Consider the following 20,648-nt stretch of genomic DNA (forward strand, 5'->3'; position numbering starts at 1 on the left):
GTATTAGCTTGCGATTTCCAGCCCCTCGCGGGACATTCCCTTAAATTCCGGCATGAGCGAGATCAGCTTGCGGCTGTACTCATGGGCGGCGTTGGTAAACAGGGTCTCGGTCTCGGCCACCTCGACCAGATGACCGTGCTGCATCACCCCGATGCGGTCGCACATCTGGCGGATGACCGGCAGATCGTGGCTGATGAACAGCATGGTGAGCCCCAGCTCCTTTTGCAGATCCTTGAGCAGGTTGAGGATCTGGGCCTGCACCGACACATCCAGCGCCGAGGTGGGCTCGTCGCAGATGAGAAAACGCGGGCGGGTGGCCAGGGCGCGGGCGATCGAGATGCGCTGGCGCTGGCCGCCGGAAAACTCGTGGGGATACTTGACCCCGGCGCCACGGCCAAGGCCCACGTGATCGAGGAGATCCCCCACTATCTGTTCAATCTGGCGCTCGCTCTCGGCCAGACGATGGAAGCGGATCGGCTCGGCGATGATGTCGCGCACCTTCATGCGCGGGTTCATCGATGAGTAGGGGTTCTGGAACACCATCTGCATCTGGCGGCGCAGCGGGCGGCGCTCATGCTCCCCCTTGAGGGCGGTGAGATCGATCCCCTCGAACACTATCTTGCCCGCATCGGGCGGATAGAGGCCGGTGATGGCGCGGGCGATGGTCGACTTGCCGGAGCCCGACTCCCCCACCAGGCCGAAAGTCTCGCCTTCGAAGATCTCGAAGCTGATGTCGCTGCACGCCTGCACATACTCGCGCCGGCTCGGAAACAGCGAATCCTTGGTGACGAACTTGAGATCGACGTGCTCGACCCGCAGCAGCGCCCCTTCATAGGCGCGCTGATCCTGGCTCTGACCGAGCCAGTGGGTCTTGAGATCGATGCTGGTGTCGGGCGCCCCTGCGTCTTCGATATAAGAGACCAGCGGGAAGCGCACCAGCTTGACATCGGAGCGCGGCACCGCCGAGATGAGGCTGCGGGTGTAGGGGTGGGTGGGAGCGCCGAGCACCTGCTCGGTCTGACCGAACTCCACCAGATCGCCGCGATACATGACCGCCACCTTGTCGGTGACATTGGCCACCACCCCCATGTCGTGGGTCACCAGCATGCAGCCCACCTGGCGCTCCTTGCACAGGGTGCGGATGAGCTGGAGGATCTGATCCTGGATGGAGACGTCCAGCGCCGTGGTCGGCTCGTCGGCGATGATGAGTTCGGGGTCACAGGAGAGGGCGATGGCGATCACCACCCGCTGGCGCATGCCGCCGGAGAACTGGTGCGGGTACTGCTTGATGCGCAGCTCCGGTTTGGGAATGCCCACCGCCTGCATCAGCCCGAGTGCCTTGTCAAAAGCCTGTTTCTGGGTCAGCTCGGTGTTGGCGAGGATGGTCTCGACCAGCTGCTGCTCCACCGTGAACAGGGGGTTTAGCGAGGTCATCGGATCCTGGAAGATGAAGCCGATGCGCGAGCCGCGAATGGCGCGCATCTCGCGCTGGCTGCGCCCCGAGATGAGCTCGCCGTTGAGATAGATGTCGCCGCGGGCGATGCGGCCCGGGGGACTCAGGAGATCGATAACGGCATTGCCGATGGTGGACTTGCCGGCGCCGGATTCACCGACCACACCGACAATCTCCCCCTTTTCGATGGAGAAAGAGAAATCCTTCACCGCGGCGTGCACCCCATAGCGGGAGGGGTACTCGATCCGCAAGTTCTTCACTTCGAGCAAGGACATGTTTACCTCTGCGGGGGACATCCGTCCCAAACAAAATTCATCCGTAAACAGACCGCAGGTGCCGGGATAGTCTCGAGCCTCGGCAGGCTCACTCCGTGAGACAGGCAAACCAGCGTTCCGCGCGGGTTTTTTACATTTTTTTGGTATAACCCGCTTGTAACCTAAACTGTTTGCTGCTTCCTGTAAATGCTGGATTTATACAATTTCATTGCAAGAAAGCGGATATTTACCCACATCATCAGAAAATAATACCGCTAACAAATTAAATGGCAGATACAAACACTATTTGCAAACCACTTTTTTGTATATGCATTATGCATACACTTCCCATGCAGCAGGCTGCACTGTTTTTTCATCACGCATATCACCCGGTGTACCAGTGAATGTTTATTCACACATTGTCTTTTTCAGCGCGATCTGCGGCCCGAGTATTTCACAACAGCAAAAAATAGGGGGCGCTTTTGGCGCCCCCTTTTCGACTGAGCCTGACTCAGGCGAGCCAGAATGCCAGCAGCTGCATCCCCAGCAGGGCAAACAAGCCGGCGATCAGATCATCGAGCATGATGCCAAGCCCGCCGTGAATGCGGCGATCAAACCAGGAGATGGGCCAGGGCTTGAGCACATCGAACAGGCGAAACAGCGCAAATCCGATGGCGACCCAGAGCCAGCCTGCCGGCGCCGCTATCATGGTGACGCCAAACCCGATGATCTCGTCCCAGACGATGGCCCCGTGATCCGGCATGCCGATGGCGTCGGTAGCCGCCTGGCAGATGCGAATGCCGGCCACAAACCCCAGCGCCAGCAGGGCAATGAACCAGGGGGTGGGCAGGCCGCTCACCAGCAGATAGAGCGGGATCGCCGCCAGCGTCCCCATGGTGCCGGGTGCCTTGGGGGAAAGCCCCGAGCCAAACCCCACCGCCAGCAGATACAGCGGATTGCGCAAATCCAGTCGCTTCAACTCAGGCTTTATCATGCGAAGTGATCCCATCCCTTGAGCGCGAGCGCCACCGGCTGCTCGCCATCTTGCCACTCGATACCCGGCTCGCCGGCCAGAATGCGGCCGATGCGGGTGAACTTAACCCCGCTGTGGGCCAGCGCCGTGTCGAGCACGCCGCGGTGCTCTTCGGGCACGGTGAACAGCAGCTCATAGTCGTCGCCACCGGCCAGCGCCAACTGCCACGCCTCCTCGCGGCTCACCGCATCGTGCAGTACCGGCGAGAGGGGCAGCTTGTCGAGGTTGATCAGGGCCCGCACGCCCGAGGCGCGCAGCACGTGGCCCAGATCCGAGGCCAGCCCGTCCGAGAGATCGAGCGCCGCCCCCGCGATACCGCGCAGGGCTTGTCCGGCCAGGATACGCGGATGGGGATGCTCAAGGCGCGGCAGCACCGCCGCCAGCTGGTTCTCGTTGAGGGTGCGCCGGCCCAGCAGGTGCGAGAGGGCCAGCGCGGCATCGCCCAGGGTGCCGGTGACATAGATGCCGTCACCAGCCTTGGCACCGCTACGCAGCAGGGCGCGCCCGGTCGGCACCGTCCCCTTGACCGACACCGTGATGGAGAGCGGCCCACGGGTCATGTCGCCGCCCACCAGCGCCACGTTGTAATACTCGGCCAGCTCCAGAAACCCTTCGGCAAACCCGGCGACCCAGCGCTCGTCGATGGCCGGCAGGGTCAGCGCCAGCGAGACCCAGCGCGGCTCGGCCCCCATGGCGGCGAGATCGGAGAGGTTCACCGCCAGCGCCTTGTAACCGAGGCTCACCGGATCCATGTCCGGCAGGAAGTGCACCCCGCTCACCAGGGTATCGGTGCTCACGGCCAACTGCGTCTCGGGAGGGACGCTGAGCAGGGCACAGTCGTCCCCCGGCCCCAGATCCACGTCCTTGCGCTGCGTGGCCACCTTGAAGTACTTGTCGATCAGCTCGAATTCACCCATGCAGTAAAAAGCCAGCTTGCGCTGGCTCCTCTCTTATTCTGTATCGGGCCGCAGTTACTGCTTGCCCAGGGACTTGATCACCTTGTCCAGCACACCGTTGACGAACTTGTGGCTGTCTTCGGCGGCGAACGACTTGGCCAGCTCGATCGCCTCGTTGATGACCACCCGCGGCGGCACATCGTTGCGGCGGGTCAGCTCATAGGTGGCCAGACGCAGGATCGCCTTGTCCACCAGATCGACCTCTTCCAGCGGGCGGGAGAGGAAGGGGGAGAAGACCTTGTCCAGATCGTTGCAGTGCAGCGACACGCCGAACAGCAGATCGCGGAAGTAGGCGAGATCCACACCCTTGGTGTCCTGCTCGATCTTGAACTGCTCTTCGATATCACCCACGTTGTCTTTGGTCATCTGCCACTGGTAGATGGCCTGGGTGGCGAAGTGGCGGGCCTTGCGGCGCTCAGACGGTTTCAATCTTTCTCTCCTCGTTACACGCCCAGTTGCTTCAGGACGTTGATCATCTCGAGTGCGCTCAGTGCAGCCTCTGCACCCTTGTTACCCGCCTTGGTACCGGCGCGCTCGATAGCTTGTTCGATGTTCTCAGTGGTCAGCACGCCGAAGGCGACGGGAATTTCGAACTCCATCATCACCTGGGCCAGACCCTTGCCATTCTCGCTCGCCACCAGTTCGAAGTGGTAGGTGCCACCCCGGATCACGGTGCCCAGTGCCACGATGGCATTGTACTGGCCGCTCTTGGCCAGCTTCTTGACCGCCAGCGGAATTTCGACTGCTCCCGGTACCTTCACCAGGGTGATGTTGTCGTCGGCAATCTGCCCCTGACGCTTGAGCACGTCCAGGGCGCCCTCCACCAAGCTCTCATTGATGAAGCTGTTGAAACGGGCAACGACAATAGCGACGCGCGCCTCGGGGGCGGCAATGTTCCCTTCGATAACCTTCATGGGGCAATCCTGTCAAACGGGCCTAGTCAAAAGTGGGCACAGTCTAGCACAAAGGGTGGGGGACAAAAACCGCTATAAGGGGCTCGTCCCGGCACCCGTGAAACGTAAAAAGGGATGGGCTAGCCCATCCCTTTTCAAGCGTGGTGAGATCGGTTATTCGCCGACGTACTCCACCACCTCGAGGCCGAAACCACCGAGGGCGTGATACTTCTTCGGGTTGCTCAGCAGGCGCATCTGGCGCACACCGAGCGCCTTGAGGATCTGCGAGCCCACACCGACCCGGCGCGAGGTGCCCTGCCACTTGGCCCCTTCGGGCTGCTCGCCCTTGTCCACCGCCTCGAACTGGCGCACCCGGTTGAGGATGTCCTGACCGCTGGCCTCAGCGCCAAGGATCACCAGCACCCCGCCCTCACGGGCGATGCGCTGCATCGACTTGGCCAGCGGCCAGCTGCGCGCCGCGTGGCGGTCGGTCAGCAGCAGATCGCTTAATACGTCGTGCAGGTGCACCCGTACCAGGGTCGGCTGCTCGGCCAGCACCTCGCCCTTTTTCAGGGCAAAATGCACCTGATTGTCGACTGTGTCGCGGAAGGTGATGAGGTCGAACTCGCCAAACTCGGTCGGCAGTTTGCAGGCGGCCACCTGCTCGACCGTGGTCTCGTGCTGGTTGCGGTACTCGATGAGATCGGCAATGGTGCCGAGCTTGATGTCGTGCTCGGCGGCGAACTTCTCGAGATCCGGGCGGCGGGCCATGGTGCCGTCCTCGTTGAGGATCTCAACGATCACCGCAGCCGGCTCAAAGCCCGCCAGACGGGCCAGATCGCAACCGGCCTCGGTGTGGCCGGCACGGGTCAGCACGCCGCCATCTTGGGCCATCAGCGGAAAGATGTGGCCCGGCTGCACCAGATCGGCCGCCTTGGCATCCGGCGCGACGGCCGCCTGCACGGTCACGGCGCGGTCGGCAGCGGAAATCCCTGTGGTCACCCCCTCGGCCGCCTCGATGGAGACGGTGAAGGCGGTGGAGAACTGGGCGTTGTTGCGATCGACCATCAGCGGCAGCGCCAGCTGCTTGCAGCGATCCCGGGTCAGGGTCAGGCAGATGAGGCCCCGTCCATAGCGCGCCATGAAGTTGATGTCTTCGGGGCGCACGCAGGAGGCGGCCATGATGAGGTCCCCCTCATTCTCTCTGTCCTCGTCATCCATCAGGATCACCATCTTGCCGGCCTTGATGTCGGCGATGATATCGGCGGTGCTGCTCAGTGCCATGTGCTTCTCCAGAAGTCGTCTAGGGTACCCGGTCAAGATGAGGGCAAACCGGGCCGTTTCAATGCTACTGCGATCACAAAAAGCCGGATTGGGCCAGCTTCTCCAGGGTCAGGGTCGAGCCGCTCTCGGCGCGCCCCTGCATCAGCCGCTCCAGATAGCGGGCAATCTGATCCACCTCCAGGTTGACCCGGGTACCCGGCTTCCACTGGGCTATGGTGGTCTCAAGGGCCGTGTGCGGCACTATGGTGAGGCGAAACTCACGCCCCTTCACACCGTTGACCGTGAGGCTGATGCCATCGACGGCAATCGACCCCTTCTCGGTGATGTAACGGGCCAGCGCTTCCGGCGCCGCAATCCAGTACTCGATGGCGCGACCGCTGCTGCTCTTGCTCTTGACCACGCCGATGCCGTCCACATGGCCCGAGACCAGATGGCCGCCCAGGCGAGTGGTGGGCAGCAGGGCCTTCTCCAGGTTGACGGTGTCACCCACTTTCGCCTCGGCAAAGCGGGTGCGCGAGAGCGTTTCGAGCGACAGATCGGCGCTGTAGCTGTGATCGCCAAGGCTGACCACGGTCAGGCACACCCCATTGGTGGCGATGGAGTCGCCGAGCTTGACGTCGGAGAAGTCGAGCCCGGGGGCGTGTACGGTGAGGGTCATGTCATCCCCCTGCCGCTGCATGGCGGTCAGGGTGCCGACCGCCTCGATGATGCCGGTAAACATGTCAGACTACCTTGGCTGTGATACGGATATCCGGGCCGACGCGACGAACGTCGCTCAGCTCGAGTTTGGGGGCGCGCGCAAGCTTCTCCAGCCCCGGCAGATGGCACAGGCCACGGCCAGCATCGCCCATCAGAATTGGCGCCTGATAGAGCACCAGCTCGTCGACCAGCCCCGCGCTGATGAGGGCACCGGCGAGCGACGCCCCCGCCTCCACCAGTACCGAATTGATGTTCTGCTTGGCCAGCAGCATGAAGAGGCTCACCAGATCGAGCCCCTCCCCCAGACGCGGCACCAGCAGCTCGTTGACCGACGCAGGCCACTGCCCTTGCGCGGTGTGACGCGCCAGCCACACCTCGCCCTCACGGGCAAACAGGGATTGGGCCGGGGTGAGGCGGTTTTTCGAGTCGATGACGATGCGCTTGGGTTGGCGCAGACGCTCCCGCGGGTAGGCGGCCTTGACCCCTTCGGGCAGCTCGTCCCAGCGCACGGTGAGCGAGGCATCGTCGGCCAGCACTGTGGTGGCGGTGGAGAGCACCGCATCGTGGCGGGCGCGCAGGCGCTGCACATCGCGGCGCGCCTCGGGGGAGGTGATCCACTGGCTCTCGCCGCTCGCCATGGCGGTACGTCCGTCCAGGCTCGCCCCTAATTTAAGGGTGACGCGCGGGAACCCAGTACGCATGCGCTTGAAAAAGCCCGGATTGAGCGCCTCGGCCTCAGCCGCCAGCAGGCCGTGAGCCGTCTCGATACCGGCCTCGGAGAGCAGACGCAGGCCGCGCCCGCCCACCTGGGGATTGGGGTCGACCATGGCGGCTACCACCCGGGCGACACCGGCCTCAATCAGGGCGTTGGCGCACGGCGGGGTGCGGCCATGGTGGGAGCAGGGCTCTAAGGTCACGTAGGCGGTGGCGCCACGGGCCTGCTCGCCCGCTGCGCGCAGGGCGTGCACCTCGGCATGGGGTTCACCGGCACGCTGATGATACCCCTCGCCCACCACCTCGCCATCACGCACCAGCACACAGCCGACGCAGGGATTGGGGGCCGTGGTATAGACGCCGCGCCGCGCCAGTTCGAGGGCGCGGCTCATCCAGCGATGATCGTCTTGGCTAAACATCACATCTCCAGCTTGGCGATCTCTTCGCCGAACTCACGAATGTCTTCAAAACTGCGGTAAACGGAGGCGAAGCGGATGTAGGCCACCTTGTCGAGGGCCTTGAGCTCCTCCATCACCAGGTTACCGACCTGCTTGCTCGGCACCTCGCGCTCGCCGGTGGCGCGCAGGGCCGACTTGATGCGGTTGATCCCCTGCTCGATGGCCTCCATGCTGACCGGCCGCTTCTCCAGCGCGCGCAGAATACCGGCGCGCAGCTTGTCCTCATTGAACGGCTCGCGCGAGCCGTTGCTCTTGATGACCCGCGGCATCACCAGCTCGGCCATCTCGAAGGTGGTGAAGCGCTCGCGACACTGCAGGCACTCGCGCCGACGACGGACCTGATGCCCGTCAGCCACCAGCCTCGAGTCGATCACCTTGGTATCGACGGCACTACAAAAGGGGCAATGCATGGTGCCTCCGCTGCTTGTCTCACGAAATGAGCGCCAGTGTAGCACGGGTAAGAAAATCCAGAAAAAACAATGCCGCCCGAAGGCGGCATTGGTCAGACTCGCGTCTTATCAGGCATAAACCGGCAGACGGCGGCAGATATCCAGCACCTTCTCGCGCACGGTGGCCAGCACTTCGTCGTTGTCGTGGTTATCCAGCACGTCGCAGATCCAGTGGGCCAGCTGCTGAGACTCGGCTTCCTTGAAGCCACGGCGGGTGATGGCCGGAGTACCGATCCGCACACCGGAGGTCACGAACGGGGAGCGCGGGTCGTTCGGCACCGAGTTCTTGTTGACGGTGATGTTGGCCTTGCCGAGTGCAGCATCGGCGTCCTTACCGGTCAGCTCGCGGCCGATCAGATCCACCAGCATCAGGTGGTTGTCGGTGCCACCGGAGACGATCTTGTAACCGCGCTCGATGAAGGTGGCGGCCATGATCTTGGCGTTCTTCACTACCTGGGCCTGGTAGGTCTTGAACTCGGGCTCCAGCGCTTCTTTGAAGGCGACGGCCTTGCCGGCGATGACGTGCATCAGCGGGCCACCCTGACCACCCGGGAAGACGGCGGAGTTGAGCTTCTTGTAGAGCTCTTCGTCGTCGGCAGCAGAGAGGATCAGACCACCGCGCGGACCGGCCAGGGTCTTGTGGGTGGTGGAGGTGACGACGTGGGCGTGCGGCACCGGGTTCGGATAGACACCGGCGGCCACCAGACCGGCCACGTGGGCCATGTCGACAAACAGCCAGGCACCGATCTTGTCGGCGATTTCACGCATGCGAGCCCAGTCGACCACGCCGGAGTAGGCGGAGAAGCCACCGATCATCATCTTCGGCTTGTGCTCGACGGCCAGGCGCTCCATCTCGTCGTAGTCGATCTTGCCGGACTCATCGATGCCGTAGGGGATGATGTTGTAGAGCTTGCCGGAGAAGTTGACCGGAGAGCCGTGGGTCAGGTGACCGCCGTGGGCCAGGTTCATGCCGAGCACGGTATCGCCCGGTTGCAGCAGGGCCATGTAGACGGCGCTGTTAGCCTGGGAGCCAGAGTGCGGCTGCACGTTGGCGTAGGTGGCACCGAACAGCTCTTTGGCGCGCTCGATTGCCAGGGTTTCGACCACGTCGACATACTCGCAACCACCGTAGTAACGCTTGGCCGGGTAGCCTTCAGCATACTTGTTGGTCAGCTGGGAGCCCTGAGCCTCCATGACACGGGGGCTGGTGTAGTTCTCAGACGCGATCAGCTCGATATGCTCTTCCTGACGACGGGTTTCGTCTGTGATGGCCTGCCACAGCTCGGGATCATAGCCGGCGATGGTCATGTCACGTTTCAACATCCGTTTATCTCCTGAAAATCGTTTGCGCGTGGGGTGTAATCAAGGCGAGGTATTGTAACGTGACAGGGATCAAAGCGACAGCCCGACCACTTAAAAAAATGTTTATAACTTGTAAATTGCGTCGCATTAAAGAAGGGGTATACGATGGGCATTCCGCCATCACCTCCCTGCCCGCCACCATGTATCGATTGCTTCCCGCCCATCCAAGCCATCACCTGAGCCACGCCCTCCCCTTTCGCCGTGATGCCTGGCGCATCAGCTTCGGCCAGCTCGATACCTTCGATGAGCAGGACACCCTGGCCTGGCTTGCCCGATTGCACGAGCTCGGACGCCTGTATCACCTCTGGCATCAGGAGGAGATCATCGGTCAGCTCGAGCTGAGCCCTGCCTTGGTTCGCCCGGACGGCGCGCAGGAGGGCTATCTCTACCTCCTTTATCTGTGCGAGCCGTGGCGCGGTCGCGGGGCCGGGCTGTGGCTGCACGACCAGGCGCTGGCGCGCATCCGCGCTGCCGGCAGCCACCGAGCGGGGCTGCGGGTTGGCCCCGGCAATACCCGGGCGGTCAATTTCTATCGCCGTCTCGGCTGGCAACCTGTCGGCACTCCAGATGCCCGTGGCCAGCTGATGCGCCATGATCTTTTTCCCCGTCCCAACCAGGAGGCTTTATGACCGAGCTCACCGCCAGCTGTCTGTGCGGCGCCGTCCAACTGCGTCTGCCCGATCGTTTCGACTATGTCGGCCACTGCCATTGCAGTGAGTGCCGCAAATTTACCGGGGCCGCCTTCTCCAGCGTCGGTGGTCTCGATGCCGCCCTGGTCACCACAGTACGCGGCGCCGAGGCCATCGCCCTGTATGAAAAATCCGCCGAAACCCGTCTCGCCTTCTGCCGTCACTGCGGCGCCAGCCTCTACAGCCTCAAACGCTCGAGCAATAAACTCAACCTGCGCCTTGGGGTGCTCGACACCCCTCCGAGTCAGACACCGACCTTCCACATCTTCGTCGGCTCCAAGGCGCCCTGGCACGAGATCAGTGACACGCTGCCCCGCTTCACGACACGTCCCGGCGAGGAGTGAGCCTGCAAGGGTAGCCTTTATCAGCAAAGCCGTTAAAATCGGGCTCAATACGCCTCGATTGCCGTCTACGGAGGAATGAATGCAGGAATTTATGGCCACCAGCGAACGCCGCGCCGAGCTCTACTGGTGGTTTGCCACTCTGTTTGCACACCCGCTGTGCGATGAAGAGATTGCCGAATACGACAGCTATGACGTGCGCAGTTTCCTCAAGAGCCTCTCGACCCTGGACCCCATGCGTGAGGCCGTTGCCGAGCTCAATGACGCCATCGCCCGTCTGCTGGTTCGCCCGACTCGGCAGGAAGCGCTGGCACAAGAGTTCACCGCGTTGTTTAGCCGCAGCAGTGCGGCGCGCGTGCCGCCTTTTGAATCCACCTACCATTACGCGGCTCACAGTGCGACTCGGATGCAGGAGCGTCTCGAGCGTCTTGCCATCGCCGTCGACGACAAATATGAGCCTCCCTTCGATCACCTCTCGGTCGAGCTGGATCTGATGGGGAGCCTCATCATTCGCGCCGCCGAGGCCCAGAGCGCCGAAGAGCGTACCCAGTGGCTGGATGAGCAAGCCTCACTGCTGCACGAGCACCTGCTCGTCTGGTACCCCGACTTTGAGGCCCGCTGCCGCAGCCAGGATGAATTTGGTTTCTACGGCGCCTGTGCCCGCCTGCTCGGCGTATTCCTGACCATGGATGCCAACTACCTCACGCTGGTTCAGCCGGCGCAGTGAAGACGGCCTGGCTGCTCATCGCCAGTTGGTTGCTGATCCTGCAACCCACCGAGCAGGGGTGGCGCGTTCTCGGCATGCTCCTGCTGGATACGGATCGGGAACTCTATGGCACCGGCCAGTTGGCGGCCCTGGCCGGTATGCTGCTGACCCTTTATCTGGCTAATCTCGGTGTCGAGGTGGTGCTGAGGCGGCGTTTTCAGAGCATGGGCATGTTTGTCCTGTTCTCAGCCTGGCTGGAGCTGGCCGACAAGAGCCAGCTTACCGGCTCTCCCCTGCTGCATTGGCTGTCGGCACTCCCCTTTCTGCTCTTGTGCATGCTGGTACTGTCACGCTCTATCCAGGCCTGTTTTCGAACCAAGGGCTGATCTCCTCTATCTGGCACATCCAGCGGGATGACGCATACTCCTTTGACAACCTTGTCAGAAGGGGGCATCCATGTCGCCGGGACTCTTCAACCAGCCGCAAAGCCTGTTCACCCATGGTTTCAGTGACAACAGACTGCTTATGCAGCTGTTTGCCGTCGCCCCGCTGGGGATTGGGATCATCGATAAGCAGCTGCACTATTGCGAGGTCAACCAGGAGCTGGCCGATATCAATGGCTGTGCTATCGAAGCGCACCGGGGGCGTCACATCAGGGAGGTCATCCCCACGCTGGCCCCCACCATCGAGCCCCTGCTGCTGCAAGTGCTCGCCACGGGCGAAGAGTTTGTCGAGCTACCACTGAGCGGTTACACCGCGGCCCATGGCGGCAGCTCCCGCCACTGGCTGGCCACTTACTCTCCCCTGCTCAATGAGAGCGGCGAGCCCAACGGCATACTGGCCATAGTGCAGGACATCACGGCACAACATCTCGATCGGGATGCGGTTAACAGCTCGGAAGAGCGCTTTCGCCAGGTGGTGGAGGCCGCCCCAGATGGGCTGGCCATGGTCGATGAAAACGGCCTGCTGGTGTTGGTCAATGCCGGCTTGGAGCGCATGTTCGGTTATCGCCGTGAAGAGATGATCGGGCACCCCATCGAGTTTCTGATGCCGGAGCGCTATCGGGGGGGCCATCTCGAGCGGCGCAGCCATTTTCTGCGCGCTCCCGAAGCGCGTGACATGGCGGGGCGCAAAGAGCTCTATGCCAGGCGCAAGGATGGTAGCGAATTTCCCGTCGAAATCGGCCTCAATCCGCTGCAAGCGGCCGATCGCCTGCATGTGCTCGCCACCATACAGGATGTGACCAAGCGCAAAGCCGACCAAGCCATGTTGGAGAAGGCGCTCCAGGAGAAGACCGCCCTCCTCAACGAGGTGCATCACAGGGTCAAGAACAACCTGCAAGTGGTCTCCAGCCTGCTCAACTTGCAGACCCGGCACGCCAGCCCCGAAGCCAGCCAACTGCTCAGCGAAAGCCAGGGGCGGGTCAAGGCCATCGCCCTCATCCATCAATTGCTCTATGAACGCAATGACTATGCCCAGGTGGAATTGGGCCTCTATCTTCAGCGTCTGGCACGGTTGCAATCAGAGACCTTCCAATCCCACAGCGACCGCATCCGTCTGCATATCCAGCAACCAGATCACCCCATCACCCTGGATCTACAGCGGGCCGTTCCCTGTGGCCTGCTGGTCAACGAGCTCATCTCCAACGCCTTCAAGCACGCGTTTCCCAATGAACAGCGCGGCACAATCTGTATCACCCTCAGCCCCTGTGAGGATGGGTGTTTCATCACGGTCAGAGACGATGGCATCGGGCTGCCCAGCGACATACACCTCGGCGAGACGCTGACTCTCGGCTTCCAACTGCTGCCGCTGCTGACCGAACAGGCCAGCGGGCACCTGAGTGTCGAGCCGTGTGAACGCGGTTGCCACTTCCTGCTCTCCCTTCCCCACATTGCTTAGGAATTACGTCATGCAGCAACGCATCATGATTGTCGAGGATGAACGCATCGTGGCGCTCGACCTGAAAAACAGCCTGACCCATCTCGGCTACGAGGTGGTGGGCATGGCCTCACGAGGGAGCGACGCCATCCAGTTGGCCGGCTCACTGCAACCGGACATGATCCTCATGGACATCAATCTGGAAGACGAGATGGATGGCACCGAGGCGGCGTCCACCATCTTCCAGCGCTGGCAGTTGCCGGTCATCTTTCTCACCGCCTATGCCGAAGAGAAGAGTCTGGAGCGGGCCGAGGCCAGCTTGCCTTATGGCTATCTGCTCAAGCCGTTTGACCTGCGCGAGCTTAAGGCCACCTTGCAGATGGCACTGGCCCGCCGCCGCACCGAGCTGAATTTACGCCAGACGGAGCAGCGCTTGCGGCTGGCCATGCAGGCAGCAGCGCTGGGGCTGTGGGAGTGGGACATGGAGCGCGACATCCTGCATCTGAGCGGAAATGATCCTTTGGTCCGGTTGTTCCCGGACGGGCACTGCCAGGGAATTGAGCAATTTACCCGGTTACTGCTCCTGCCCTCACAGCAGCAACTGCGCAAGGCGCTGCGTGGCAATTGCGCCTTCAACCTGACGCTCGGCTACCTGCGGCCGCAGGGCGATCTGGCCTGGATCGATCTCTATGCCGACTACCGCGACTTGGGAGATGGCCACAGGGGGATGATCGGCGTCTTTCTCGATGTCACCGAGCGCTGCCGACGTGAAGAGTTGCTCCGGCAAGCCAATGTGGTGTTCGACACGGCGGCAGAAGGGATCATCATCATGGATGAGCAGCAGCAGATCATCTCGGTCAATCCAGCATTTACCCGACTCACCGGTTTCTCCCGCGATGAAGTGCTCGGCCAAACCCCCGACCGCTTCATGCAGACGCGCAGGCAGGGGGATTCCCAATATCCCTGGCACTCGCTCGGACGCAAGAACCCGGTCTGGCACGGAGAGATGAGCTGCCTGCGCCGTGATGGTCAACCCTTCACGGCTTGGCAGCACGTCAGTATCGTGTATGGGCAGGGACGCAAGACCACCCACTATGTCATCGCGTTTTCTGACATCAGCGCCATGCGCCATGTCGAGGCACAGCTCAACCATCTTGCCTACCACGACGCCTTGACCGGCCTTGGCAATCGCAACCTCATTCAGGAGCGGCTGGGGATTGAGCTACAGACCGCCCGCATCAATCATCACAGCCTGGGATTGCTGTTTCTCGACCTCGATGGCTTCAAGCTGATCAACGACACCCTGGGTCATAGCGCGGGGGATGAACTGCTCAAAGTGCTCGCATGTCGCTTGCAAGGCATCATCCGCAGCACCGATATCGTGGCCCGCCTCGGCGGCGATGAGTTCCTGATCCTGGTGCCCCGCCTTACCCACCCTCAGGAGCTTGAGATACTTTCCGACAAGATCCTCAACACCATTCGCCTACCGCTGATGCTCTGCTCAGATCCGGTGACCATCTCGGCGAGCATCGGTATCTCCATCTTTCCCAACGATGGCACCACCCCTGAGGCCCTGCTGCAAGCAGCCGACAGCGCCATGTACGAAGCCAAGAGCCAGGGACGTAATCGCTGCCTGCTTTACTCCCCCGACATGGCCCGCCGCAGCCTCGATAAGCTCAAACTCGAGCAGGGTCTCTCGCAAGCCATTCAGCGTCAGGAGCTGGAACTCTTCTTCCAACCCATCATCGCCCTGCATTCAGGCCAGCTGTGTGGCGTCGAGGCGCTATTGCGCTGGCACCACGGCGAACGAGGGCTGATGACGCCGGACAAATTCATCCCCATCGCAGAGGAGAGCGACCTCATCGACAGGTTAGGGCGCTGGGTGATGCGCACAGCCTGCCAACAGGGGCAACACTGGCTACAAGCCGGGTTTCCACTGACCCGGCTGGCCGTCAACGTGTCGGTGCGTGAACTACGCGCCAGTGACTACATAGAGCAATTGCAGAGCATTCTCGATGAGACGGGGTTTCCCCCCGAGCGTCTGGAGCTGGAAGTCACAGAGAGCATCATGCAGCAAGTGGATCAGAGCCTGACCCTGTTCAGTCGCCTCAAACAGCTCGGCGTGATGATCGCCATCGACGACTTTGGCACCGGCTTTTCCTCGCTCAGTCTGCTTAAGTCCCTGCCCATCGATCGCATCAAGATAGACCGCTCATTCGTGCAACCACTTCCCCATGATCGTCACAGCTGCGAACTGTGCCGCACCATTCTCACACTGGCGCACAATCTGGATCTCACTGTTACTGCGGAGGGGATAGAGCAGGAGGAGCAGTATCATTTCTTGCAACAGCTGGGGTGTGAAGATGGCCAAGGTTACCTTTTCAGCAAACCACAGCCCGCAGTAAACATGACAGATCAATGGGATAGGCGAATGCATGGCTCACCGGTCTATCCAAAAGTCTAATTGTCCCTGTGGCCGCAAGGTATAAGTTGTTACCTAATTATTAAAAGGACGATTCGCCAAGGAGCAGCCATGAGCGACAGCAAGGTCTACCCGGTCAAAGAACAGATTGCCTCCCACGCCCTCATCAACAGGGCCAGCTACGACACCATGTACCAATTCTCGGTGGACAACCCTGATGCTTTCTGGGGTGAACACGGCCAGATCGTCGACTGGATCAAGCCCTACACCAAGGTCAAGAACACCTCCTTCGACCCAGGTCACGTCTCCATCAAGTGGTATGAAGATGGCCAGCTCAATGTCTCGGCCAACTGCCTGGATCGCCACCTGAGTGAGCGCGGTGACAAGGTCGCCATCATCTGGGAAGGGGACAACCCCGCCGAAGATCGTAAACTCACTTACCGCGAACTGCACAGCGAAGTGTGCAAGTTTGCCAACGTATTGAAAGCACAAGGGGTTCACCGCGGCGACGTGGTCTGCCTCTATATGCCGATGGTGCCCGAAGCCGCCATCGCCATGCTGGCCTGTACCCGCATCGGCGCAGTACACAGCATCGTCTTTGGCGGCTTCTCGCCAGAAGCGCTGGCTGGCCGCATCATCGACTCGGGCTCGCGCATCGTCATCACCGCCGACGAGGGACTGCGTGGCGGCCGTCCGGTGCCACTCAAGAAAAATGTGGATGAAGCGCTCACCAACCCGGATACCCAGGTCAACAAAGTGATCGTGCTCAAGCGCACCGGCGGCAATGTCGCCTGGCACAACCACCGCGACATCTGGTGGCATGAAGCGACCGCCACCGTCAGCAGCGACTGCCCGCCGGAGGCGATGAACGCCGAAGATCCGCTCTTTATCCTCTATACCTCCGGCTCCACCGGCAAACCCAAGGGGGTGCTGCACACCACAGGTGGCTATCTCGTCTATGCCACCATGACCTTCAAGTATGTCTTCGACTATCACGACGAGGATATCTACTGGTGTACGGCCGATGTGGGCTGGGTCACCGGCCACTCTTACCTGGTCTATGGCCCCCTGGCTAACGGTGCGACTACCCTCATGTTTGAAGGGGTGCCCAACTATCCGGCTGCAAATCGTATGAGCCAAGTCGTGGACAAGCACCAGGTCTCCATCCTCTACACCGCCCCCACCGCCATTCGCGCCTTGATGGCCAAGGGTAACGAAGCCGTACAAGGTACCTCGCGCCAGAGCCTGCGCATCATGGGATCAGTAGGGGAACCCATCAACCCGGAGGCCTGGGAGTGGTACTACCGCACCATAGGTGATGAGCGCTGCCCCATCGTCGATACCTGGTGGCAGACCGAAACCGGCGGCATTCTCATTGCCCCGCTCCCCGGCGTGACCGTTCTCAAACCAGGCTCGGCCACCCGTCCCTTCTTTGGGGTACAACCCGCGTTGGTCGACAACCTTGGCGAACCGCTGGATGGCGCCACCGAAGGCAATCTGGTGATCACCGACTCCTGGCCGGGGCAGATGCGCACCGTCTATGGCGATCACGAACGCTTCGAGCAGACCTATTTTTCCACCTTCCCCGGTCGCTACTTCACCGGTGACGGCGCTCGCCGTGATGCTGATGGTGACTACTGGATCACCGGCCGGGTCGACGATGTGCTGAATGTCTCCGGCCACCGAATGGGAACAGCCGAAATCGAGTCAGCCTTGGTGGCGCACCCGAAGATAGCCGAAGCGGCCGTGGTCGGCGTCCCTCACGACATCAAGGGCCAGGGGATCTATGCCTATGTCACCTTGATCGCAGGCGAAGAGCCCAGTCGAGAGCTGCACAAGGAGGTCAAAGAGTGGGTGCGCAAAGAGATTGGCGCTATCGCCACGCCTGACATCATCCACTGGGCTGAGGGGTTGCCCAAGACCCGCTCAGGAAAAATCATGCGCCGTATCCTGCGCAAGATTGCCACCGGCGAGACGGATAGCCTGGGTGATATCTCGACCCTGGCCGATCCGGGAGTCGTCGACAAGCTCATCAAGGAGAAGTCTCAGGCAGCCTGAGCGCATTCATGAACCAGCAGCCGGCCTATTATGGCCGGCTTTTTGTTGTCGCCACGATAGCAACTGCTGATAAAATACTCGGTGCCGAGCAGGTTGCATGTGCCATGCTTGTACCTCGTCTGGCAACAAGGAGAGGCCTAATGAGCACATTGCCGGTATTGTGGGGGTGGGCGAGCATACTGCTCTCAGTCGGCGCTAGCGCCGCGACATGGGACGATGTGCTGAGTGAACGCAGTACGACCGAGTCACTCTATACCCACGGCTATTCCGGCGTGTTGATGGGAAAACAAAACGATACAGAGCATGAACATTTCGATCTCTGGATCATCAATTCAGGGTATCAGCTCTCCCTGTCAGAGAGCTGGCACTGGTTTGTCGAGGCCGGCTCAATGGCCTCTTCCAGCGGGAAAGAGGCCCAAGGTTACACACTGGGATCCGGCGTACGTTATCAGCTGATGCCATCGTTGAGCTTGGGCAGCCAAGTACGACAGCTCCACCGGGCATCAGCCCATACCCAGCTGCAATTCAACGGCGTCTACCAATTACCATCATCGCTCTCCCTGCAAGCCGACATTGGTGTCAGCACCGAACAGAGCCTGAGTCTTGGCCTTGGGTTTCAGTTCTAAACGGGTAACAGAACCTGGCTGACAACCAGTCCGTTGGGATCGGCATAGATATAATCACCGGGATGAATCGTCACCTCGGCAAAGCTCACCGCCAGCCCATGCTCCCCGGCACCTAGCTTCTCGGTTCTCACCGGACAGGCTGCCAATGCCTTGACCCCCAGAGGCAAGGAACCCAGTGTCACCACATCACGCACAGCGCCATTGATAACGATCCCTTCCCAGCCATTGTCCACGGCTTTTTGTGCCAGCAAATCGCCAAGCAACGCCCGCCTCAGCGACCCCTTTCCATCGATCACCAGCACCTTGCCATGGCCCTCTTGTCCCACCAGGTCGCGGACCAGGCTGTTATCTTCGAAACATGAAAGGGTCACCGCAACGCCATGAAACGTTTTTTTGCCGCCGAAGTCGACAAAACCAGGGGCTGCGACGTGGAGCAACTCCTGATGGTTGTCACAAAGATCAGGAAGCAGATCGAAGGGAGTCGGAAGAGACATGAACATTCCTTTATCATCCTTGACAAATGAATGTTCATTATTTCATCTCTAATTTGCATCGGCAATCCAGCAGTGCGCAATCCTCCCTAAGCTCTCCCCCTCATGCCGTAGCCGCACTGGCAGCAAGAAAAGCTCCCCTTTTTCGACCCAGTAAAGGGCATTTTGTCCAAATTCCTCTGCCAGCGAGAGGGCCAAGGGCAGAGGACAGGCCACCGCCAGGCTGAACTCCTGCCATGAGCGATCCGGGGCACTCCCCCACACCTCTTGGGAGGGAAAATGGCCCACCCGCTCCCGCAAAGATCGATGCCGCCCCTCATTTTGTTCCTGCGGCAAGGGCAGACTACCAGGATTCCAAGCTGTGATGATGGCGTAATAGTCCCATTCAGGAGGCGCAGATGGAGCGATAAAGCAGATTTGTTTGTAGTTTTCCCACATATCAGATACCTCTTTTGAGCTATCAAGGGAGATCGTTTCGGCTTTACTCACAGGCACGTATCCAGGTGTCAACACTGTTTTGACTTATATCAAACCCGAGTTAAAAACTTGCTATCCAACCGCAAAGAGTGTTGTTATGCCTCTGTTAATTGCTAAAATGCGGCATCTGCTGTTACGGACTACTTTCACAGATGCAGTCTGCCTTCGACACCCGAGACTGCTCAACGGCCATGGATTGTGCCACAACCAGATTACAGGTTTGCCGACCTGACATGTTCCCTCAGGATGACGTAATTCTTTTTCAGGACACCGGGATTCAGAGTCGGATGCACCAACCAGTGTTAAATTTTGAATAATCAGTTGCTACGAATTTGGGAACATCCATGCAAACACCACACATTCTGATCGTCGAAGACGAACTGGTCACCCGCAATACCCTCAAGAGCATCTTCGAGGCCGAAGGGTATACCGTGCTCGAAGCCAACAACGGCGATGAGATGCACCAGGCCCTCACCGAGCACACCATCAATCTGGTGATCATGGACATCAACCTGCCCGGTAAGAACGGGCTGTTGCTGGCTCGCGAGCTGCGCGAGCACGACAACATCGCCCTGATGTTCCTGACCGGCCGCGACAACGAGGTGGATAAGATCCTCGGCCTCGAGATCGGTGCCGATGACTACATCACCAAGCCGTTCAACCCGCGTGAACTGACCATTCGGGCCCGCAACCTGCTGGGTCGTACCATGAACGTCAACGGCCTGGGTGAAGAGAAGAAGCAGGTCGAGCGCTACACCTTTAACGGTTGGGCGCTGGATATCAACAGCCGAGCCCTGGTAAGCCCCACCGGCGATGTGTTCAAGCTGCCGCGCTCCGAGTTTCGCGCCATGCTGCATTTTTGCGAGAACCCGGGCCAGATCCAGACCCGCGCCGAGCTGCTCAAGAAGATGACCGGCCGCGAGCTCAAGCCCCACGACCGCACCGTGGATGTGACCATCCGCCGTATCCGCAAGCACTTCGAGAGCGTCACCGACACTCCGGAGATCATCGCCACCATCCATGGCGAAGGCTATCGCTTCTGCGGCGAGCTGGAAGTGGAATAATCCAGCTGATGCAAAAAGGGCGCCTAAGGCGCCCTTTTTTGTTGCCTTGGCGCTAGCAAACGGCCAATAGCAAAAAACCCGCTCGATGAGCGGGTTTTTCATGACTGGAGCGGGCAGCGGGAATCGAACCCGCATCATCAGCTTGGAAGGCTGAGGTAATAGCCATTATACGATGCCCGCCAAACATCAATGTATGGAGCGGGTGATGGGAATCGAACCCACGTTAAGAGCTTGGGAAGCTCCCGTTCTACCATTGAACTACACCCGCTTTGTGCGCCTTACTATATGACTTTTAAGGATAAGCGCAACGCCATTTCACCATTTTTTTGCACTTCCCCCGT

21 protein-coding genes and 2 tRNA genes are annotated in these 20,648 nt (G+C 60.6%); 9 read left to right on the forward strand and 14 right to left on the reverse strand.

Annotated features, from left to right (window positions below):
* Positions 1–3: 3 nt before the first annotated feature.
* The 10 genes from BN1134_RS08670 to glyA form a co-directional block, all read right to left on the reverse strand.
* Positions 4–1,728 carry a dipeptide ABC transporter ATP-binding protein gene (locus tag BN1134_RS08670; protein ID WP_042046627.1) on the reverse strand — a complete coding sequence of 575 codons (1,725 nt, stop codon included), beginning with the start codon at positions 1,726–1,728 and terminating at the stop codon, positions 4–6.
* A 490-nt stretch (positions 1,729–2,218) separates the two neighbouring features.
* The gene (locus tag BN1134_RS08675) at positions 2,219–2,701 is read right to left on the reverse strand and encodes a phosphatidylglycerophosphatase A family protein (protein ID WP_156991719.1); all 483 of its coding nucleotides are present in this window, start codon (positions 2,699–2,701) and stop codon (positions 2,219–2,221) included.
* Positions 2,698–3,657 carry a thiamine-phosphate kinase gene (gene thiL, locus BN1134_RS08680; protein ID WP_042046630.1) on the reverse strand — a complete coding sequence of 320 codons (960 nt, stop codon included), beginning with the start codon at positions 3,655–3,657 and terminating at the stop codon, positions 2,698–2,700. Before thiL ends, BN1134_RS08675 begins: the two co-directional genes overlap by 4 nt.
* 54 nt (positions 3,658–3,711) lie before the next feature.
* Complete coding sequence (nusB, locus tag BN1134_RS08685) at positions 3,712–4,125, reverse strand: transcription antitermination factor NusB (protein ID WP_042046632.1); 414 nt, start codon at positions 4,123–4,125, stop codon at positions 3,712–3,714.
* A gap of 14 nt (positions 4,126–4,139) precedes the next feature.
* Positions 4,140–4,610: a 6,7-dimethyl-8-ribityllumazine synthase gene (ribH, locus tag BN1134_RS08690; RefSeq protein WP_042046633.1), complete on the reverse strand. Its 471-nt coding sequence runs from the start codon at positions 4,608–4,610 to the stop codon at positions 4,140–4,142.
* A gap of 153 nt (positions 4,611–4,763) precedes the next feature.
* The gene (gene ribBA / locus BN1134_RS08695) at positions 4,764–5,873 is read right to left on the reverse strand and encodes a bifunctional 3,4-dihydroxy-2-butanone-4-phosphate synthase/GTP cyclohydrolase II (protein ID WP_042046634.1); all 1,110 of its coding nucleotides are present in this window, start codon (positions 5,871–5,873) and stop codon (positions 4,764–4,766) included.
* Between the two features lie 73 nt (positions 5,874–5,946).
* Positions 5,947–6,594, reverse strand: a complete 648-nt coding sequence (locus BN1134_RS08700) for a riboflavin synthase (protein ID WP_042046637.1) — start codon at positions 6,592–6,594, stop codon at positions 5,947–5,949.
* Position 6,595: 1 nt separating this feature from the next.
* On the reverse strand, positions 6,596–7,705 hold the full coding sequence (ribD, locus tag BN1134_RS08705) for a bifunctional diaminohydroxyphosphoribosylaminopyrimidine deaminase/5-amino-6-(5-phosphoribosylamino)uracil reductase RibD (RefSeq protein ID WP_042046640.1): 1,110 nt from the start codon (positions 7,703–7,705) through the stop codon (positions 6,596–6,598).
* A complete protein-coding gene (gene nrdR / locus BN1134_RS08710) occupies positions 7,705–8,154 on the reverse strand; it encodes a transcriptional regulator NrdR (RefSeq protein ID WP_042046642.1) in 450 nt (149 codons plus the stop codon). The genes ribD and nrdR overlap by 1 nt, the downstream gene beginning before the upstream one ends.
* 108 nt (positions 8,155–8,262) lie before the next feature.
* Positions 8,263–9,516 (reverse strand): serine hydroxymethyltransferase, encoded by a 1,254-nt coding sequence (gene glyA / locus BN1134_RS08715; RefSeq protein WP_042046643.1) that lies wholly within the window; start codon positions 9,514–9,516, stop codon positions 8,263–8,265.
* Positions 9,517–9,632: 116 nt separating this feature from the next.
* On the opposite strand from glyA, the gene BN1134_RS08720 reads away from it, so the two are divergent.
* From BN1134_RS08720 to BN1134_RS08755, 8 genes are all read left to right on the forward strand, one after another.
* Positions 9,633–10,184, forward strand: coding sequence for a GNAT family N-acetyltransferase (locus tag BN1134_RS08720; RefSeq protein WP_052449455.1), 552 nt, complete (start codon positions 9,633–9,635; stop codon positions 10,182–10,184).
* Positions 10,181–10,588, forward strand: a complete 408-nt coding sequence (locus BN1134_RS08725; RefSeq protein ID WP_042046644.1) for a GFA family protein — start codon at positions 10,181–10,183, stop codon at positions 10,586–10,588. Before BN1134_RS08720 ends, BN1134_RS08725 begins: the two co-directional genes overlap by 4 nt.
* Positions 10,589–10,667: 79 nt before the next feature.
* Positions 10,668–11,312, forward strand: coding sequence for a molecular chaperone TorD (gene torD, locus BN1134_RS08730; RefSeq protein WP_042046645.1), 645 nt, complete (start codon positions 10,668–10,670; stop codon positions 11,310–11,312).
* Positions 11,309–11,677 (forward strand): hypothetical protein, encoded by a 369-nt coding sequence (locus tag BN1134_RS08735; RefSeq protein WP_042046646.1) that lies wholly within the window; start codon positions 11,309–11,311, stop codon positions 11,675–11,677. The genes torD and BN1134_RS08735 overlap by 4 nt, the downstream gene beginning before the upstream one ends.
* Before the next feature lie 70 nt (positions 11,678–11,747).
* Positions 11,748–13,190: a sensor histidine kinase gene (locus BN1134_RS08740; RefSeq protein ID WP_198133160.1), complete on the forward strand. Its 1,443-nt coding sequence runs from the start codon at positions 11,748–11,750 to the stop codon at positions 13,188–13,190.
* A gap of 10 nt (positions 13,191–13,200) precedes the next feature.
* Complete coding sequence (locus BN1134_RS08745; RefSeq protein ID WP_084214760.1) at positions 13,201–15,633, forward strand: two-component system response regulator; 2,433 nt, start codon at positions 13,201–13,203, stop codon at positions 15,631–15,633.
* A 69-nt stretch (positions 15,634–15,702) separates the two neighbouring features.
* Positions 15,703–17,649 (forward strand): acetate--CoA ligase, encoded by a 1,947-nt coding sequence (gene acs, locus BN1134_RS08750; protein ID WP_042046647.1) that lies wholly within the window; start codon positions 15,703–15,705, stop codon positions 17,647–17,649.
* Positions 17,650–17,657: 8 nt separating this feature from the next.
* Positions 17,658–18,275: a hypothetical protein gene (locus BN1134_RS08755; protein ID WP_156991720.1), complete on the forward strand. Its 618-nt coding sequence runs from the start codon at positions 17,658–17,660 to the stop codon at positions 18,273–18,275.
* Here BN1134_RS08755 and BN1134_RS08760 read toward each other — a convergent pair.
* Both BN1134_RS08760 and BN1134_RS08765 read right to left on the reverse strand, forming a co-directional pair.
* Positions 18,272–18,769, reverse strand: a complete 498-nt coding sequence (locus tag BN1134_RS08760) for a putative 4-hydroxy-4-methyl-2-oxoglutarate aldolase (RefSeq protein ID WP_042046737.1) — start codon at positions 18,767–18,769, stop codon at positions 18,272–18,274. The two genes, BN1134_RS08755 and BN1134_RS08760, sit on opposite strands and share 4 nt — an antisense overlap.
* A 48-nt stretch (positions 18,770–18,817) precedes the next feature.
* Positions 18,818–19,204, reverse strand: coding sequence for a DUF3293 domain-containing protein (locus tag BN1134_RS08765; protein WP_042046652.1), 387 nt, complete (start codon positions 19,202–19,204; stop codon positions 18,818–18,820).
* Positions 19,205–19,587: 383 nt separating this feature from the next.
* Here BN1134_RS08765 and arcA point away from each other — a divergent pair, with 383 nt between their 5' ends.
* Positions 19,588–20,307, forward strand: a complete 720-nt coding sequence (gene arcA / locus BN1134_RS08770; protein ID WP_042046653.1) for a two-component system response regulator ArcA — start codon at positions 19,588–19,590, stop codon at positions 20,305–20,307.
* Positions 20,308–20,412: 105 nt separating this feature from the next.
* Here the strand turns inward: arcA and BN1134_RS08775 are convergent.
* A tRNA-Gly gene (locus BN1134_RS08775) sits at positions 20,413–20,487 on the reverse strand.
* 14 nt (positions 20,488–20,501) lie between these two features.
* Positions 20,502–20,575: transfer RNA gene (locus BN1134_RS08780), tRNA-Gly, on the reverse strand.
* Between the last annotated feature and the right edge of the window lie 73 nt (positions 20,576–20,648).

It is taken from the genome of Aeromonas simiae (genome assembly GCF_000820125.1).
Lineage (GTDB): Bacteria > Pseudomonadota > Gammaproteobacteria > Enterobacterales > Aeromonadaceae > Aeromonas > Aeromonas simiae.

Coding starts and splice junctions, on each gene's coding strand:
- BN1134_RS08670 (WP_042046627.1), bottom strand. CDS start 1,728: ATGTCCTTGCTCGAAGTGAAGAACTTGCGGATCGAGTACCCCTCCCGC.
- BN1134_RS08675 (WP_156991719.1), bottom strand. CDS start 2,701: ATGATAAAGCCTGAGTTGAAGCGACTGGATTTGCGCAATCCGCTGTAT.
- thiL (WP_042046630.1), bottom strand. CDS start 3,657: ATGGGTGAATTCGAGCTGATCGACAAGTACTTCAAGGTGGCCACGCAG.
- ribH (WP_042046633.1), bottom strand. CDS start 4,610: ATGAAGGTTATCGAAGGGAACATTGCCGCCCCCGAGGCGCGCGTCGCT.
- ribBA (WP_042046634.1), bottom strand. CDS start 5,873: ATGGCACTGAGCAGCACCGCCGATATCATCGCCGACATCAAGGCCGGC.
- BN1134_RS08700 (WP_042046637.1), bottom strand. CDS start 6,594: ATGTTTACCGGCATCATCGAGGCGGTCGGCACCCTGACCGCCATGCAG.
- ribD (WP_042046640.1), bottom strand. CDS start 7,705: ATGTTTAGCCAAGACGATCATCGCTGGATGAGCCGCGCCCTCGAACTG.
- nrdR (WP_042046642.1), bottom strand. CDS start 8,154: ATGCATTGCCCCTTTTGTAGTGCCGTCGATACCAAGGTGATCGACTCG.
- glyA (WP_042046643.1), bottom strand. CDS start 9,516: ATGTTGAAACGTGACATGACCATCGCCGGCTATGATCCCGAGCTGTGG.
- BN1134_RS08725 (WP_042046644.1), top strand. CDS start 10,181: ATGACCGAGCTCACCGCCAGCTGTCTGTGCGGCGCCGTCCAACTGCGT.
- torD (WP_042046645.1), top strand. CDS start 10,668: ATGCAGGAATTTATGGCCACCAGCGAACGCCGCGCCGAGCTCTACTGG.
- BN1134_RS08740 (WP_198133160.1), top strand. CDS start 11,748: ATGTCGCCGGGACTCTTCAACCAGCCGCAAAGCCTGTTCACCCATGGT.
- BN1134_RS08745 (WP_084214760.1), top strand. CDS start 13,201: ATGCAGCAACGCATCATGATTGTCGAGGATGAACGCATCGTGGCGCTC.
- acs (WP_042046647.1), top strand. CDS start 15,703: ATGAGCGACAGCAAGGTCTACCCGGTCAAAGAACAGATTGCCTCCCAC.
- BN1134_RS08755 (WP_156991720.1), top strand. CDS start 17,658: ATGAACCAGCAGCCGGCCTATTATGGCCGGCTTTTTGTTGTCGCCACG.
- BN1134_RS08760 (WP_042046737.1), bottom strand. CDS start 18,769: ATGTCTCTTCCGACTCCCTTCGATCTGCTTCCTGATCTTTGTGACAAC.
- BN1134_RS08765 (WP_042046652.1), bottom strand. CDS start 19,204: ATGTGGGAAAACTACAAACAAATCTGCTTTATCGCTCCATCTGCGCCT.
- arcA (WP_042046653.1), top strand. CDS start 19,588: ATGCAAACACCACACATTCTGATCGTCGAAGACGAACTGGTCACCCGC.